Below are 15,924 nucleotides of genomic sequence, written 5' to 3'. Positions count from 1 at the left end.
TGTCCCACCAAGGGGGTGAACGGTTTCGACTTTGGACGTTGAGCCAGGAGAAGCGTGCCGGTGCAGGCGAGAGACCACCGTAAGCGTCATCGCAATCGAATAAGCGCCGATTCCAATCAGCGCGAGTACGCCCTCGCCGCCTGAGCGAGTGCGTCTCTGTCGGCCCGGGTGTGCCTCCGACCCGGGTACCGGCATCAGCTAGGAGGCTCAGCGGCAGTCCCGGCCACGGGGACCTGCCGTGAAGCAAACAGTGGCTGGGCCCGTCACTTCAGCTTGTTCGCGTGATTGAAGGGGCCGAGTAGAGACGAAGCGGACTGCGCACGGAGAAGTCCTGTCGATACGCCAGAGGACCCGGGTTCAATTCCCGGCACCTCCACCTTCGAGAAGGCCCTCGCTCCTTCGGAGCTTGGGCCTTCTCTTCGGTTTCGTCCATTGTCTCTGGGGGTCGGACCCCCAGACCCCCGCCAAGGGGCTCCGCCCCCTGGACCCCCCCTGGGGCTGCCGCCCCTTGCCCCTGCTCCCGTGGCTGACTCGGGCGTGTTGGTGCACCTGTCTGGCTGCGCTGGGTGTGTGGGTGTGCCTGTCTGGCTCCGCTGGGCGTGTTGGTGTACCCGTCTGGTTTCGCTGGGGGCCTTGGTGCACCTGTCTGGTTTCGCTGGGGGTGTGGGTGCACCTGTCTAGCTGTGCTGGGGGTCTTGGTGCACCTGTCTGGCTTTGCTGGGGTCTTGGTTGCCTGTCTGGCTTGTGGGGGCTTGGTGTGCCGGGGCTGGTTTGCTGGGGCTGGTTTGCTGGGCGTTTGTTTGGCTGGCTTGCTTTGTGGGGGTCTTGGGGTGCTTTTGGGTGCGGGGCGTGTGTGGGTGTTTGCTTTGGTTCTAGTGGGGGGTTTGGGTCTCGTCCGGGTGGCTGGGTGGGGCTCAGGTTGTCGTGTTGGGGTGTTCACTGAGGGTGCTGTGGGGGACCTCCTTGTGGGTGATTTCACTCGGGATGTCATGCTGTGGGTCGACGAATGGTTGTGGGTTCCGGTCGGTCTCGGCCGGGGATGCCCGTGCCGGAAGTAGGTGCCAGATGACCTGGGCCCGATCCAATGGCAGCTCCACCGCCAACGACGAAGACAGCCGGATGGGTGTTATCCGGGCTGAGGAAGCCGAACGGCTTGCCGAGCAGAACGACAAAGCCGTCATCACCGTTGCCGGGCACTCCTCGGACGTCACCGAGTGTGCCGAACTGCTCGCCATGCTGGGGCTCGATGCCTCTTCCGGGCGACGTCGCTTCGTCCGGGCCTCATAACCCCTGCTAGACCAGGTCCGCTACGTGGACCACCTTGTTCCTGCCCGTGGCTTTCGCGTGGTAGAGAGCGGTGTCCGCGGCGTCCAGGAGTCTTTGCAGCGCCGTACCTGCGCTCGGGTAGGCCGCGATGCCTATCGAGACTGACAGGCCCGTCACCTGCAGCTGCCCCACCGGGACACTCAGCGCACTGATCGCCCGGCGGATCCGCTCCGCCACCGCGCTGATGTCCGGGTGGGCGATTCCCGGCAACAGGACCACGAACTCCTCACCGCCGAACCGGCCCACCGCGTCGCCGCGGCCACGGACCGCCGCGATGATCGCCTCGGCCACCGCTCGGAGCACCGCGTCACCGGCCAGATGGCCATAGGTGTCGTTGACCTGCTTGAAGTGGTCCAGGTCCAGCATCAGCAGACCGAACGTGCCGCCCTGCCGGGCCGCGCCGGCCAGCGTGCGCTCGGCCTGGGCGTGCCAGCCGCTCGTGTTGTACAGACCCGTCTTGTCGTCCCGGTGGGCGGCCACCTCCAGTTGCTTGACCAGGACCGTGCGGTGCAGCAACAACAGCGGCGGCAGGACCAGCACCACCAAGCCCGGCAACAGCGTGATCGCCAGCGCGTTCAACGCGCCCAGGCACAGCGTCGCCACCTCCAGGCCGTTGTCGGACCACGTGCCGAACAGGGCTTCCGGGGTACGGCCGATCTCCCTTCGCGCGGGCAGCACCAGCAGGGCGTTGACCACGAAGAACGTCGCGCCGGCTCCTGCTACCGCGAACGTGCCGGGCCACGGGTGGGCCAGCGCCGCGCGGACGTCGTCGAAGCCCGCCAGGCGCAGGACGCCTTGGGCCGCGTAGCAGGACAGCAGGATGATCGCCGCGTTGCTGATCGTCCGGGACGCCGGGACGCGCTGCAGGCGGTACCAGCTGCGCATCGCCAGGTGCAGGTACAGGCCGCCGACCAGCACCGCGAGCAGCGCCGGCGGGAGCAGCAGCACACCGGCGAACGTCCAGACCGACGTCATGTTGATGTGCGGCGTGCCCGAGACGCGGCGGCGGATCCGCTCGACACGGCGTCCCGTCTCCGACTGCAGCACGCCGAGCGCCAGCAGGACGCCGAGGATCGCCAGCGTCCGCCGATCGACTTCGATGGGCGACGGCTTCACTGTCAGCACCACCGCGATGGCCTCGCTGACCAGGCAATACGTGGTCACCCGCAGGCCTTGCCGCCACAGTGCCCAGCGCCGTGGCGAGACGAAGACGTCACGAAAGCGTGGCACAACGCGCGATGCTCCACCGCCGCTCCGCATACTCATGGTGTCCGCCCGGTGACGCAGGCGGCACGGGTCGAGCCGGCGAAAGGAGGCGCGCCATGTGCGGTCGCGACAACTGATGTCATCGCTCTCCCTCCGAGTCCAGCAGTCTGACCCGGCGCCACGCACGCGCGATCGGCACGGCCACGGCGGCCCCCGCCGCGCCGGCCACCGCGATGGTGTGCGCCGGGCTCAGCACGTCGGCCAGCACGCCGGCGGCCGCCGCGCCCACCCCTTGCACGGTGATCAGGCCCGCGGAGTTCACGCCGGCGCACCGCGCGCGGTGCTCGTCCGGCACCCGCCGCATGAACGAGACCGTGCCCTGGATGTTGTAGCCGGTCGCCAGTAGCCCGGACGCGGCCAGCAGCAGCACCGCCGGCACGAGCCCCGGCCGGACGACGAACACGATCAGCGGCAGCCCGGCCGCGATGCCCAGCCAGCCGAGCACACGGACCTGCGTCGCTTCCGGGATCCACTTGCCGAAGACGAACCCGCCGAGCACGCTGCCCGCCGGGTCCGCGGCCATGATCAGCCCGACCAGCGTCGCGCCCGCGCCGATGCCGGCCGCGTACGGCGCGGCCAGCGCCTCCGGGACGATGTAGAAGCCGGCCAGCCAGTTGAGCGCGACCAGCGTCCGCAGCGCCGGATCGCGCCGGATCAGCCGGGCGCCGGCCGTCGTCGACGCCAGCCAGGCACGACCGCCGGTCGTCGTCGGGGCGGCCACGGCCGGCCGCCGTCGCACGCCGGAGGCCAGCAGCGCGGCCGAGAGCAGGAACGTCACGGCGTCCAGAGCCAGCGCCGCCGTCGGGGCGAGGGCCGCGATCAGCAGGCCGCCGCCGGCGAACCCGGCCAGCTGGGCGCCCTGGATCGTGACGTTCCGCAGGGCCATCCCGACGAGGTAGCGCTCGCCTTCGAGGACGGACGGCAGCAGCGCCTGCTGCGCCGCCTTGAACGGCCCGCCGAGCGCCGTCATCACCGCGACGAGCACGCACAGGACCCACAGTGGGACGCCGGGGATCGCGATGACGGCGACCAGCGCGGCCCGCGCCAGGTCGGACCCGATCATCACGTCGCGGCGCGGCCACCGGTCGCCCGCGCCGGCCAGCAGGACCCCGCCGAGCAGCGACGGGACGTAGGTGAGGGCGTAGGTCAGGCCGGTCAGCGCGGCCGAATCGGTCCGCTGGAACACCAGGACGGCGAGCGCGACGCGGGCGAGCTGGTCACCGCAGATCGACAGCAGCTCGGCGGCCCACATCGCCCGGAACTCGGCGACGGCCAGGACCGCGCCGAAGCCCACCCGGGTCACCATCGGTGCCCCGGCTGCCACGCTGCCACGACGTCGTCCATCCGCCGGTTCCCCTCGTGCCCCCACGACCGGTGTCTCTTGCGCACCAAAGGTAATCACCCAGCGGAGCGGAATCGAGGCGTTCGGTGACAGTTGCCCCGATCGCACCAGCCGGGTGCCCGCCGGGTGGAGGTCAGCCCGGCGGGTTGCGGAGAAGCGGAAGAGTGTTCAGAATAGGAGCATGTTCAATTCAAATGAACATGCTCGCTCGTTGAACGCGAAAAGCTTGGCCGGTGTGGCAGTCGAGCGGCTGGGCGAGCTCGGGCTCCGCGGTGAGGTGCTCGCCGTGGAACACGCCGAATCCGCGGAGAGGCACCGGGTCGACGCCGTGCTGCGGCTCACGGCGGGGTCGGGGGTCACCCGGACCTACGGGGTCGAGATCAAGCCCCGGCTGACGCCTGAGCTGGCCACCAGCCTCAACCTGTCCACGCGGTTCCCGGCGTTGCTGGTCACGACCTACATCAGCGAACCGGTCGCCGAGCGGCTGCGTGCCTTGGGGATCGACTACGTGGACACCGCGGGCAACGCCCACCTCGCCTGGGACGACGTCCTCGTCGATGTCCGGGGACGTCGCAATCCGGCGGTCCCGCGTTCGAGAACTTCGCCGAGCGGGGCCGGTGCTTTCGGCCGGGCGGGTCTGCGGGTGGTGTTCGTCCTCCTCAGCTGGCCGGACATGGCGGCCCAGCCGTACCGGGTGCTGGCCGGAGCGAGCGGAGCCTCGCTGGGAACCGTCAAGGCGGTGATCGACGAGCTCACCGGGGCCGGTTACCTCTACACGGGGGCGGAAGGCCGCAGGCTGGCCCGCGGTGGGGAGTTGCTCGACCACTGGTCGGAGGCATATTCGATCAACCTGCACGCCGCGCTCGCTCTTGGAGAGTTTTCCGTGGACGACCTCTCGTGGTGGCCGGACTCGGAATCCGAGATGCGTTCGCTGGGGATCCAGGTGGGGGGAGAGGCCGGGGCCGGCCTCATCGACCCGCACCTGCGGCCCGCCTCCCTCACGCTTTACGCCGAACAGCTCCCGGCCCGGTTCATCGGCCGGCACCGCCTGGTCCGGGCCGAGGACCGGGGCAACGTCCACATCCGGGAACGGTTCTGGCACAGGCCCGAACCCGATGCTTGGACGGTGCCATCCCCACTGATCTACGCCGACCTGCTGGCTTCGGGAGATCCCCGCCAGCGCGAACACGGAGACCGGATCCGAACCAGTGATGATCGACTTATCCGCCTCGGCCGATCCTGAAATCCTCCTGGCCACCCGGGCGCTGACCCAGGTGGACGCCGCGGCCCGAGCGGCCGGAGTGGACTACCTGGTGGTCGGCGCGACGGCGCGCACGATCCTGTCGCTGGGATTGATCGGACGGTCACCGAGCGGGCCACCCGGGACGTCGACATCGCTGCCGAGGTCAGCAGCTGGGACGATTTCCGACGGCTCGCCGGCAAGCTCGAAAAGCACGGCCGCAGTGAGCATTCGTTCCTCGTCGACGGGATCGAAGTCGACGTGCTGCCCTACGGCGGCATCGAACAACCGGACCGCACCATCCTCTGGCCCGACGACCATCGGATGAACGTCCGCGGCATGCGCTAGGCGGTGGCGTCAGCTGAGTCCGTTCTCCTGCCCAGCGGGCTCACCGTCCGGGTTCCCGCTGTGCCCGCGCTGGCCTTGCTCAAGCTGCTGACCTGGTGGGATCGCCGGGTTCTCACCACTCGCGACGCGATCGACCTCGCCACGATGATCTCCTGGTACTCATCAGGGACGTACTTCGATCTTCTGTACGACGAGTACGTGGACCTGCTCGGCCGATTCGGTTTCGATCACGAGCTCGCGGGCGCCTGGCTCCTGGGCTCGCAGTTGCCCGGGCTGCTCGACGACGAAGGAGTGCAGGTGCTGCTCCGGATCGTCGAGGACGACGACGTGCTGGGCAGGCTGGCCAACGACGCGCGAGCAGTCCGGGCTCCGGAGCTGATGCTGGCGATGGGCGCCGGCATCCGGGACGCGGCCGGAGCGCTCGATGGCTAACCCGGGTGGCCGCCGATGCGGGTGGTCAGTTCGGCTGCCGTGGCCGCTACCTCCGCCGCCAGCGCCGGCCACGTCTCTTCGCACGGCTCTGACGTGCAGTGGTGGCGCAAGGTCACGCTGATCGCGGCCAGCGGGCGGGCGCCGTGGTCGAAGACCGGGCAGGCCACCGAGGCGAAACCATCCGTGACGTGGCCGTCTTCGATCGACCAGCCCAGCCGGCGTTCCGCGGTGAGCGTGCGGCGCAGCTCGGCCAGGGTGCTCGGGCCGCGGCCGGTGCGGAGGACGAACGTCGAAGCCGACGGGAACAGCGCCCGGACGTGCGGAGCGGGCAGGTGCCGGAGGATTGCGCGGCCTGATGCCGTCAGCTGGGCCGGGAGCCGGACGCCGACCTCCGTCACCAGCGTTTCCGGGCGGGCCGGGCGTTCCTTGATCAGGTACAGCGACTCGTTGCCGTGCAGGACGCCGAGGTGGGCCGTGTGGCCGGCGCGGTCGACGAGCTTGCGCAGCAACGGGCCGGCCAGCCGTTCCAGGGGGTCGTGGCGCAGGTACGCCGAGCCCAGCTCGAACGCCGCGATGCCCAGGCCGTAGCGGCGTTCCGCGGGCAGGTGCACGACAAAACCGGCGGCTTCGAGTTCGCTGAGCAGGTGGTACGTCGTCGAGCGGGGGAGGCCGGCTTCGCGGGCGATCGCCGACGCCGTGACCGGGCCGGGGCGCGTCGCCAGCAGCCGCAGCACCGCCAGCCCGCGGCGCAGCGCCGGGACCTCGCTGCTCTCGCCCATGACCCCAGCCTAATGTCTGGGATCCCAGACGAAACCACTCGGTGGGGCATCCCACCAGCGGGAAGCGCCGTGTCCAATGGGCCCATGCCGGAAAAAGTGCTCCTGGGTGCGGAACCCATGACCGCCGCCCAGGTCGTCGACGTCGTCCGCGGCCACGCGCCCGTCGGGCTCACGGACGCGGCCGAGAAGAACCTCGCCGCGACCCGCCAGCACATCGAAGACCTCGCCCACGCCGTCTCACCGACGTACGGCGTCTCGACCGGATTCGGCGCGCTGGCCACCCGCCACATCCCCGTCGAGAGCCGGACCGCGCTGCAGCGCAGCCTGATCCGCTCGCACGCCGCCGGCGCCGGGCCCGCCGTCGAGACCGAGGTCGTCCGCGGGCTGATGCTGCTGCGGCTGCGGACCCTCGCCAGCGGCTACACCGGCGTCCGCCCGGGCACCGCGCAAACGCTTGCGGCCCTGCTCAACGCCGGGATCACGCCGATCGTCCACGAGTACGGGTCCCTCGGTTGCTCCGGCGACCTCGCGCCTTTGGCGGCCGTCGCGCTGGCGCTGATGGGGGAGGGCGACGTCGAGTACCGCGGCGAGGTCATGAGCGCAGGAGAAGCGCTGAAGCACGCCGGGATCGAGCCGGTCGTCCTCGCCGAGAAGGAGGGCCTCGCCCTCACCAACGGCACCGACGGCATGCTCGGCATGCTGCTGCTCGCCGCCGCCGACCTGCACCGGCTGTTCGACATCGCGGACCTCACCGCCGCGATGAGCGTCGAGGCGCTGCTGGGCACCGACCGCGCGTTCGCCGCCGATCTGCAGTCGCTGCGGCCGCACCCCGGTCAGGCCCTCAGCGCCGCGCGGATGTGGGACGCGCTGCAGGGCTCGAAGATCGTCGAGAGCCACCGCGGCCCGGACTGCAACCGCGTCCAGGACGCGTATTCGCTGCGCTGCGCCCCGCAGGTCCACGGCGCCGCGCGCGACAGCCTCGCGCACGCCGAACTCGTCGCCGAACGCGAACTCGCGTCCGCGGTGGACAATCCCGTCGTGCTGGCCGACGGCCGGGTCGAGTCCAACGGCAACTTCCACGGCGCGCCCGTCGCGTACGTGCTGGACTTCCTCGCCATCCCGATCGCCGACCTGGCCAGCATCGCCGAGCGCCGCACCGACCGGATGCTCGACAAGGCGCGCTCGCACGGCCTGCCGCCGTTCCTCGCCTACGACCCCGGCGTCGACTCCGGGCACATGATCGCGCAGTACACGCAGGCCGCCATCGTCAGTGAGCTGAAGCGGCTCGCCGTGCCGGCGTCCGTGGACTCCATCCCGAGCAGCGCCATGCAGGAGGACCACGTCTCCATGGGCTGGTCGGCCGCGCGGAAGCTGCGCAAGGCCGTCGACGGCCTGACGACCGTGCTCGCCATCGAGCTGCTGACGGCGGCCCGGGCGCTCGACTTCCGGGCGCCGCTCGAGCCGTCACCGGTCACCGGCCGCGTCCGGGACCTGCTCCGCACCAAGGTCGAGGGCCCCGGCCCCGACCGGCACCTGGCGCCCGAGATCGCGGCCGCCGAAGAACTCGTCCGCTCCGGCGCCGTCCTCGACGCCGCCGCTCTCGTGAGTGTTTAGGGCGGTTCTAACCGCCCTAAACACTCACGACCGCTTACCTGGAGGTCTGAGCATGTCCCGTGTCGTCCGTGCCGCCCGCGGCACCCAGCTCACCGCGAAGTCGTGGCAGACCGAAGCCGCGCTGCGGATGTTCCACAACAACCTCGACCCCGACGTCGCCGAGCGGCCCGAGGACCTGGTCGTCTACGGCGGTACCGGCAAGGCCGCCCGCAACTGGGCCAGCTTCGACGCCATCACCCGCGAACTGACCACTTTGGACGTCGACGAGACGCTGCTCGTGCAGTCCGGCAAGCCGGTCGGGGTGTTCCGCACCCACGAGTGGGCGCCGCGCGTGCTCATCGCGAACTCGAACCTGGTCGGCGACTGGGCCACCTGGCCCGAGTTCCGCCGCCTCGAGCAGCAGGGCCTCACGATGTACGGCCAGATGACGGCCGGTTCGTGGATCTACATCGGCACCCAGGGCATCCTCCAGGGCACCTACGAGACGTTCGCCGCCGTCGCGAAGAAGAAGTTCGGCGGCTCGCTGCGCGGAACTTTGACGGTGACCGCCGGCCTCGGTGGCATGGGCGGCGCGCAGCCGCTCGCCGTGACCATGAACGACGGTGTCGCGCTGGTCATCGAGTGCGACCCGCAGCGCGCGCACCGCCGCGTCGAGACGCGCTACCTGGACGAGGTCGCCGACGACCTCGACGACGCGATTTCCCGCGTCACCAAGGCGAAGCAGGAGAAGCGCGCGCTGTCGGTGGGTGTCGTCGGCAACGCCGCCGACGTGCTGCCGGAGCTGCTCCGCCGCGGCGTCGAGGTCGACATCGTCACCGACCAGACGTCCGCGCACGACCCGCTGTCGTACCTGCCCAAGGGTGTCGACGTCGCCGACTGGCACGACTACGCGGCCAAGAAGCCCGACGAGTTCACCGACCGCGCGCGCGAGTCGATGGCCGAGCACGTCGAGGCCATGCTGGGCTTCCTCGACAAGGGTGTGGAGGTCTTTGACTACGGCAACTCGCTGCGCGGTGAGGCGAAGCTCGGCGGCTGCGAGCGTGCGTTCGACTTCCCCGGGTTCGTGCCCGCCTACATCCGCCCGCTGTTCTGCGAGGGCAACGGCCCGTTCCGCTGGGCGGCCCTGTCCGGTGACCCCGAGGACATCGCGGCGACCGACCGCGCGATGCTGGAACTCTTCCCGGAGAACGAATCCCTCGCGCGCTGGATCAAGCTGGCCGGCGAGCGCGTGGCGTTCCAGGGCCTGCCGGCGCGGATCTGCTGGCTCGGTTACGGCGAGCGGCACCTGGCCGGCCTGCGGTTCAACGAGATGGTCGCCAGCGGCGAGCTGAAGGCGCCGGTCGTCATCGGCCGTGACCACCTCGACTCCGGCAGCGTCGCCTCGCCGTACCGCGAGACCGAGGGCATGGCCGACGGCTCCGACGCGATCGCCGACTGGCCGCTGCTGAACGCGCTGGTCAACACGTCTTCGGGCGCCAGCTGGGTGTCGATCCACCACGGTGGCGGCGTCGGCATGGGCCGCTCGATCCACGCCGGCCAGGTCAGCGTGGCCGACGGGACGGCTCTGGCCGCGCAGAAGCTGGAGCGCGTGCTCACCAACGACCCGGGAATGGGCGTCATCCGGCACGTCGACGCCGGTTACGATCGCGCGGCCGACGTCGCCGACGAGCGGGGCGTGCGGGTGCCGATGCAGGAGGATGCGTGACCACCGCCGACGTACTCTTTCCCGCGGAGGTGGCATGAACACAGCTGGTTATCTGGAAGAAATCGCCGACGTCGGACGCGACCCGAAGCGCGGCGGGTACTCCCGCCACGCCTTCGACGCGCCCGAGCACGACCTGCGTGAATGGTTCGTCGACCGTGCGCTCGGGCTCGAGCTGGACGTCGAGACCGACCGCAACGGCAACATCTGGGCCTGGTGGGGACCGCCGGGGCGCAACGCCGTCGTCACCGGCAGCCACCTCGACTCGGTGCCCGGCGGCGGGGCGTTCGACGGCCCGCTCGGGGTCGCGAGCGCTCTCTCCGCCGTGGAAACCCTGCGGGCCCAGGGGTTCCGGCCGCGCAAGCCGCTCGCCGTCGTCGTGTTCGCCGAAGAAGAGGGCGGCCGGTTCGGCGTCCCGTGCCTCGGCTCGCGGCTGCTCACCGGCACCATCGACGCCGACAAGGCGCGTGGCCTGCGCGACGCCGACGGCGTCACGTTCGCCGAAGCGGCCAAGAAGGCCGGGATCGACCCGGCGCGGATGGGGCCGGACGAAGAGCGTCTCGACCGGATCGGGCGGTTCCTCGAACTGCACGTCGAGCAGGGCCGCGGGCTGATCGACCTCGGCGCGCCGGTGGCCGTCGGCAGCACCGTGATCGCGCACGGCCGGTGGCGGTTCTCCTTCGAGGGACAGGGAAACCACGCCGGCGCGACGCTGCTGGCCGACCGCGCGGATCCGATGCTGCCCGCCGCCGCGACGGTCACCGCCGTCCGTCGGCTGGCCTCGGGCGTGCCGGACGCGCGCGCGACCGTCGGCCGGCTCGTGCCGACGCCCGGCGGCACCAACGTCATCGCGTCCACAGTGGACCTGTGGCTCGACGCGCGGGTGCCCGGCGAGGGCACGCCGGGGCTGGTCGCCGAGATCAGCCGCGCGGCGTCGGCCGCGGCGGCGGAAGAGGGCTGCCAGGTCAGGGTGACGCGCGAGTCGTACTCCGGCGACGTCGTGTTCGACGACGCGTTGCGCCGGAACCTCGGCGGCTGGCTCGGCGGCGTGCCGGAACTGCCGACCGGCGCCGGCCACGACGCGGCGATCCTCGCCGGGTTCGTGCCGGCCGGGATGCTGTACGTGCGCAACCCGACCGGCATCAGCCACTCGCCGGAGGAGTTCGCCGAGGCCGCCGACGTCGAGGCCGGGGCCCAGGCGCTCGCCACCGCGCTGGAGCAGCTGACGCGATGACGTACTGGTGCGAGCAGGCGTGGCTGCCCGGCGGGATCGCGGGCGGGGTGCGCATCGACGTCGCCGATGGGCGGATCACCGGCGTCACGTCGGACTCGCCCCGTGTCGGAACCATCCTGAATGGACTCACGCTGCCCGGGTTCGCGAACGGCCACTCGCACGCGTTCCACCGGGCGTTGCGCGGCCGGACGCACCACGAGCGCGGCACGTTCTGGACGTGGCGTGAGCGGATGTACACGCTCGCGTCGCGGCTCGATCCGGACTCGTACTACCGGCTCGCCCGCGGTGTCTACGCCGAGATGGTCCTGGGCGGGTACACGAGCGTCGGCGAGTTCCACTACCTGCACCACGCGCCTGGCGGCAAGCCGTACGCCGACCCGAACGCGATGGGGGAGGCGCTGCGGGAAGCCGCGCGCGACGCCGGGATCCGGCTGACCCTGCTCGACACGTGTTACCTCGCCGGAGGCATCGGCGTCGAACCCGACGAGGTGCAACGGCGGTTCTCCGACGGCTCGGCTTCACAGTGGGCTTCGCGGGTCGCCTCGCTGAAAGAAGACGAGCTGTTCCGCGTCGGCGCCGCGATCCATTCGGTGCGTGCGGTCCCGGCCGATCAGTTGTCGCTTGTGGACAGTGCGCGCGTGGTCCACATCCACCTCTCCGAGCAGCGCGCCGAGAACGAGCAGTGCCTGACCGCCTACGGTCGCACTCCGGCGGAACTCCTGGACGACCACGGCGTGCTGACCGATCGCCTGGTCGCCGTGCACGCCACGCACCTGACGACGTCGGACATCCACCGGCTCGGCGCCGCCCGCGCCGGGGCGTGTTTCTGCCCGACCACCGAACGCGACCTCGGCGACGGCATCGGCCCGGCCCGCGCGCTGCGGGACGCGGGTGTGCGGCTCGGCGTCGGCAGCGACAGCAACGCCGTCGTCGACGCCTTCGAGGAAACCCGCGCGCTCGAACTCGACGACCGGCTGGCCAGTGAGGAACGCGGCCGGTTCACCGCCGAGGAACTCCTGGCCGCGGGCACCGACCACACCGCCGTCGGGTGGCCGGAGGCCGGGCGCCTCGAGGAAGGCGCGGGTGCGGACTTCGTGACGGTCGGGCTGGACTCCGTGCGGACGGCCGGGATCGAGCCGTCCGGAGTGGTGTTCGCCGCGTCCGGGGCCGACGTCCGGCACGTCGTCGTCGCGGGCCGCGACGTCGTCCGCGACGGGACGCACCAGCTGGTCGAACGACCGGAAACCGTTCTGGCGAAGGAGATCGAGGAACTGTGGCTGTCGTGATCACGGGGATCGGCGAGCTGACGACCAACGACCCCGAGCTGGGCCGCCTGACCGACGCGGCTCTCGTCCTCGAGGGTACGAAGGTGGCGTGGGTGGGCCCGAGCGCGCAGGCGCCGGACGCCGACGAGCACGTCGACGTCGAAGGCCGCGCGGTGCTGCCGGGTTGGGTCGACAGCCACACGCACCTCGTCTTCGCCGGCGACCGCACCGCCGAGTTCGAAGCCCGGATGGCCGGAAATCCCTACACCGCAGGCGGAATCGCGATCACCGTCGGCGCGACGCGCGAGGCGTCCGACGAGCAGCTGGCCGCGAACCTGCGCCGGCACGTCGACGAAGCGGCCCGGCAGGGGACGACCTGCCTGGAGACCAAGACCGGCTACGGGCTGACCGTCGCGGACGAAGCGCGCAGCGCCCGGATCGCAGGCGAGGTCGCCGACGAGGTGACCTTCCTCGGCGCGCACCTGGTCCCGCCGGGCGCCGACGCCGAGTCCTATGTGGACCTCGTCTGCGGCGAGATGCTCGACGCCGTCGCGGAAAGCGTGCGCTGGGCGGATGTCTTCTGCGAGACGGGTGCCTTCGACGAGGCCCAGTCGGCGCGGGTGCTCAAGGCCGCCGCGGAACGCGGACTGGGGCTGCGGGTGCACGGCAACCAGCTCGGCGAAGGCCCCGGCGTCCGGCTGGCCGTCGAGCTGGGCGCGGCGAGCGTCGACCACTGCACGTACCTGAGCGACGCGGACGTCGAGGCGCTGGCCGCGTCCGAAACCGTGGCGACGCTGCTGCCCGCGTGCGACCTCTCGACCCGGCAGCCGCTCGCTCCGGCGCGGCGGCTGCTCGACGCGGGCGCGACCGTCGCCCTGGCCAGCAACGCCAACCCGGGCAGCTCGTACACCACATCGATGGCCTTCTGCGTGGCGACGGCGGTGCTGCAGATGCGCATGACGATCGAAGAGGCCGTCTGGGCCGCGACGGCGGGCGGCGCGCGGGCGTTGCGCCGCGACGACGTCGGCGTGCTGCGGCCCGGCGCGCGGGCCGACGTCCACGTGCTCGACGCGCCGTCCGTCACACATTTGGCCTACCGCCCCGGAGTGCCGCTCACGAAAGTGGTGTGGCGCGCCGGAGATCTCGTGCGCTAACGTGGATCGCAGAGGACGCGCGAACGCACGGTCCGGTATGGGTTAGTCCGGGCACCCGTTCCAGCGCTCACCCGTGCGTCCCTTCATCGCCAGCGACGAAGGGACAAGTGTGTCTGTCATCATCATCGGCGCCGGGATGGGTGGCCTGAGCCTCGCCCAAGGACTGCACCGCGCCGGAATCCCTTGCCAGGTCTACGAACGAGACGCTGCACCCGGCGCGCGGGTGCAGGGGTACCGGCTGCACATCGACCACGTCGGCGACTCGGCGTTGCGTGAAGTCCTGCCAGCCGAGCTGCACCAACTCTTCCGGGCGACCGCCGGCCGGGCGTTGCCCGCCACCCAGATCTACGACGAGCAGCTGCGCCGCGTCGATGAGCTGATCCTCGCCGAGACCGGGCCCCACCTCAACATCAACCGCTTCACCGTGCGCCAGATCCTGCTGCACGGCCTGGATGTGCGCTACGACAAGCGGTTCACGCACTACACGACGGACGCCGGCGGCGTGACCGCGCACTTCGCGGACGGCACGTCGGCCCGCGGAGACCTGCTGGTCGGCGCGGACGGCGTCAACTCCCCGGTGCGGCGCCAGTACTTGCCGCACGCCGAAGTCGTCGACACCGGGCTTCTCCAGCTGTACGGCCGGATTCCACTCACCGCGCCCACCCGCGCGCTGTTCGACCCGGAGATGTTCGCGGTGTTCTCGATGGCCGTCGCGCCCGATCGGACGATGGTCGGGTTCGCGCCGGTCGACTACCCGGAGCCCGTCGCCGAGGCGGCCGCGCGGCTGGTGCCGGGGCTCGAACTGCGGGACCACGAGCCGTACATGACGTGCGCGGTCGGTGCCCGTCGCGAGGTCGTCGGGCTGAGCGATGCCGAACTGGCCGCGATGCCGCCGGCCGAGCTGCAGGAGCTGGCTTCGGGCTGGTGAAGGACTTCGCGCCGCGGGCCCGCGCGATGGTCGAGCACTGGGACGACACCGCGACGTTCCCGCAGCCGATCCGTACGAGCGTGCCGATCGGGCCGTGGTCACCGTCGCGGGTGACGCTGATCGGCGACGCGATCCACGCGATGAGCCCCGCCGCCGGCGCGGGTGCCAACACCGCGTTGCGTGATGGTGCGGCGCTGGCGTCCGCGCTGGCCGGGGCTCCGCTGCTCGACGCCGTCGCGGCGTACGAGTCCGCGATGGTGGACTACGGCTTCGCGGCCGTCCGGGAGTCCGCGGCGAACGGCCGGCGGTTCATGGGCCAGAACCCGCTCCCGGTCTGACGCCTCGTGAGTGTTTAGGGCGGTTAGAACCGCCCTAAACACTCACGAGCGGCTACAGCGGCAGGATGAACGGCGTGCAGCGCGGGGTGTACTTCGCGTCGAGGGCGTGCAGGATCAGGCCCGTGACGTTCGGGTCGACGGCCTGGCCGAGGTGGCCGGAGACGTCGGAGCGGCAGAAGTCCTGCAGCACGATGTCCGTCGCGCCCGGCTCGTTGAGGATCCCGCTGGTGTAGGGGGTGACGACCTCGTCGTAGCGGCTCACGATGCTCGTGTACGTCGGCCCGGCGACGTGCACACCGCCCCGGGCGAGGTCGTCCAGGAACGCCGACGGTGCCAGGTATTCCTTGCACGAGCCGCACGCCGTCCGGAGGATTCCGTCGAGCCCGGGCACCGAGGTCAGCAGGGCCTTGGCGAGCGCGTCGAGGCCGCCGAGCGTGGTGCCGCGGTAGTTCGCGCCGAAGCCGACGAAGTGCGCGACCTTCGCCGCGCCACCGCCGAACTTGAGGTAATACGCGGGCATTGTGCTGCCCTCGGAGTGCCCGACGATGTCGACCTTCGCCGCGCCGGTCGTGCTCCGGACGCGGTCGACGAACCGGCCCAGCTCGGCGGCGCTGTCCCGCATGGACGCGAGACCGCCGACGAGCGGGCCGAGCACGCCGGTGCCGTAGGTCAGCGAGTAGACGCAGTAGCCCTGCGCGGCGATCTTCGGCGCGTGGAAGAACCAGTTGACGGTGTCGTTCGCGCCGAGGCCGTGCACCAGCACGACGGGCTGGGGATGCTGGGCCGAGGGTTGGCACGACCAGTCGTTCCAGCCGCTGCTCGGCGCCGCTTCGGCGACCGCCGGAGCCGCGACGCCGAGAGTGACCGCCGCGACGAGCGCGGTCAGGATTCGCTTGACACCGCCGTTGGTGACCCGCATTTCCGTTGCCTCCAGTTACCCGTCAGTAGTGACGAGT

Annotated in this window: 15 protein-coding genes and 1 other RNA gene; 11 read left to right on the top strand and 5 right to left on the bottom strand. The window is 71.1% G+C overall.

Annotated elements, in window-relative coordinates; all coding sequences use genetic code 11:
• The first annotated feature begins 11 nt into the window (after positions 1 to 11).
• Positions 12 to 379: a transfer-messenger RNA gene (ssrA, locus tag OG494_RS30515) on the top strand.
• Positions 380 to 1,065: 686 nt separating this feature from the next.
• Positions 1,066 to 1,287 carry a hypothetical protein gene (locus tag OG494_RS30510; RefSeq protein ID WP_247061315.1) on the top strand — a complete coding sequence of 74 codons (222 nt, stop codon included), beginning with the start codon at positions 1,066 to 1,068 and terminating at the stop codon, positions 1,285 to 1,287.
• A 6-nt stretch (positions 1,288 to 1,293) separates the two neighbouring features.
• On the opposite strand, the gene OG494_RS30505 is transcribed toward OG494_RS30510, so the two are convergent.
• Positions 1,294 to 2,586, bottom strand: a complete 1,293-nt coding sequence (locus tag OG494_RS30505) for a diguanylate cyclase (RefSeq protein WP_442874510.1) — start codon at positions 2,584 to 2,586, stop codon at positions 1,294 to 1,296.
• 85 nt (positions 2,587 to 2,671) lie between these two features.
• Entirely contained in the window at positions 2,672 to 3,898 is a 1,227-nt protein-coding gene (locus OG494_RS30500) for an MFS transporter (protein WP_328444563.1), read from the bottom strand.
• A gap of 271 nt (positions 3,899 to 4,169) precedes the next feature.
• Between OG494_RS30500 and OG494_RS30495 the strand changes: the two genes are divergently transcribed.
• On the top strand, positions 4,170 to 5,177 hold the full coding sequence (locus OG494_RS30495; protein ID WP_328444561.1) for a type IV toxin-antitoxin system AbiEi family antitoxin: 1,008 nt from the start codon (positions 4,170 to 4,172) through the stop codon (positions 5,175 to 5,177).
• A 63-nt stretch (positions 5,178 to 5,240) separates the two neighbouring features.
• Here OG494_RS30495 and OG494_RS30490 read toward each other — a convergent pair whose 3' ends face one another.
• Positions 5,241 to 5,495: a hypothetical protein gene (locus OG494_RS30490; RefSeq protein ID WP_328444559.1), complete on the bottom strand. Its 255-nt coding sequence runs from the start codon at positions 5,493 to 5,495 to the stop codon at positions 5,241 to 5,243.
• A 30-nt stretch (positions 5,496 to 5,525) separates the two neighbouring features.
• Here OG494_RS30490 and OG494_RS30485 point away from each other — a divergent pair, with 30 nt between their 5' ends.
• Positions 5,526 to 5,954, top strand: a complete 429-nt coding sequence (locus OG494_RS30485; RefSeq protein ID WP_328444557.1) for a hypothetical protein — start codon at positions 5,526 to 5,528, stop codon at positions 5,952 to 5,954.
• Here the strand turns inward: OG494_RS30485 and OG494_RS30480 are convergent.
• On the bottom strand, positions 5,951 to 6,733 hold the full coding sequence (locus OG494_RS30480; RefSeq protein ID WP_328444555.1) for an IclR family transcriptional regulator: 783 nt from the start codon (positions 6,731 to 6,733) through the stop codon (positions 5,951 to 5,953). The two genes, OG494_RS30485 and OG494_RS30480, sit on opposite strands and share 4 nt — an antisense overlap.
• Positions 6,734 to 6,817: 84 nt before the next feature.
• Between OG494_RS30480 and hutH the strand changes: the two genes are divergently transcribed.
• The 7 genes from hutH (at position 6,818) to OG494_RS30445 (ending at position 14,968) form a co-directional block, all read left to right on the top strand.
• Positions 6,818 to 8,347, top strand: a complete 1,530-nt coding sequence (gene hutH, locus OG494_RS30475; RefSeq protein WP_328444553.1) for a histidine ammonia-lyase — start codon at positions 6,818 to 6,820, stop codon at positions 8,345 to 8,347.
• A gap of 46 nt (positions 8,348 to 8,393) precedes the next feature.
• Entirely contained in the window at positions 8,394 to 10,052 is a 1,659-nt protein-coding gene (gene hutU, locus OG494_RS30470) for a urocanate hydratase (RefSeq protein WP_442874509.1), read from the top strand.
• Between the two features lie 34 nt (positions 10,053 to 10,086).
• Positions 10,087 to 11,283, top strand: coding sequence for an allantoate amidohydrolase (locus OG494_RS30465; RefSeq protein WP_328444550.1), 1,197 nt, complete (start codon positions 10,087 to 10,089; stop codon positions 11,281 to 11,283).
• A complete protein-coding gene (locus OG494_RS30460) occupies positions 11,280 to 12,569 on the top strand; it encodes a formimidoylglutamate deiminase (RefSeq protein WP_328444548.1) in 1,290 nt (429 codons plus the stop codon). The genes OG494_RS30465 and OG494_RS30460 overlap by 4 nt, the downstream gene beginning before the upstream one ends.
• A complete protein-coding gene (hutI, locus tag OG494_RS30455; RefSeq protein WP_328444546.1) occupies positions 12,557 to 13,702 on the top strand; it encodes an imidazolonepropionase in 1,146 nt (381 codons plus the stop codon). The genes OG494_RS30460 and hutI overlap by 13 nt, the downstream gene beginning before the upstream one ends.
• 109 nt (positions 13,703 to 13,811) lie before the next feature.
• Positions 13,812 to 14,630 carry an FAD-dependent oxidoreductase gene (locus OG494_RS30450; RefSeq protein WP_328444545.1) on the top strand — a complete coding sequence of 273 codons (819 nt, stop codon included), beginning with the start codon at positions 13,812 to 13,814 and terminating at the stop codon, positions 14,628 to 14,630.
• Positions 14,627 to 14,968, top strand: coding sequence for an FAD-dependent oxidoreductase (locus OG494_RS30445; RefSeq protein WP_328444543.1), 342 nt, complete (start codon positions 14,627 to 14,629; stop codon positions 14,966 to 14,968). The genes OG494_RS30450 and OG494_RS30445 overlap by 4 nt, the downstream gene beginning before the upstream one ends.
• A 52-nt stretch (positions 14,969 to 15,020) precedes the next feature.
• On the opposite strand, the gene OG494_RS30440 is transcribed toward OG494_RS30445, so the two are convergent.
• Positions 15,021 to 15,887, bottom strand: coding sequence for a lipase (locus OG494_RS30440; RefSeq protein WP_328444541.1), 867 nt, complete (start codon positions 15,885 to 15,887; stop codon positions 15,021 to 15,023).
• Positions 15,888 to 15,924 lie beyond the last annotated feature (37 nt).

Origin of the sequence: Amycolatopsis sp. NBC_00438, assembly GCF_036026695.1 — a bacterium.
Lineage (GTDB): Bacteria > Actinomycetota > Actinomycetes > Mycobacteriales > Pseudonocardiaceae > Amycolatopsis.
The sequence above is the reverse complement of the archived record's forward strand: the minus strand, read 5'-3'. Positions and strand labels throughout refer to the sequence as shown.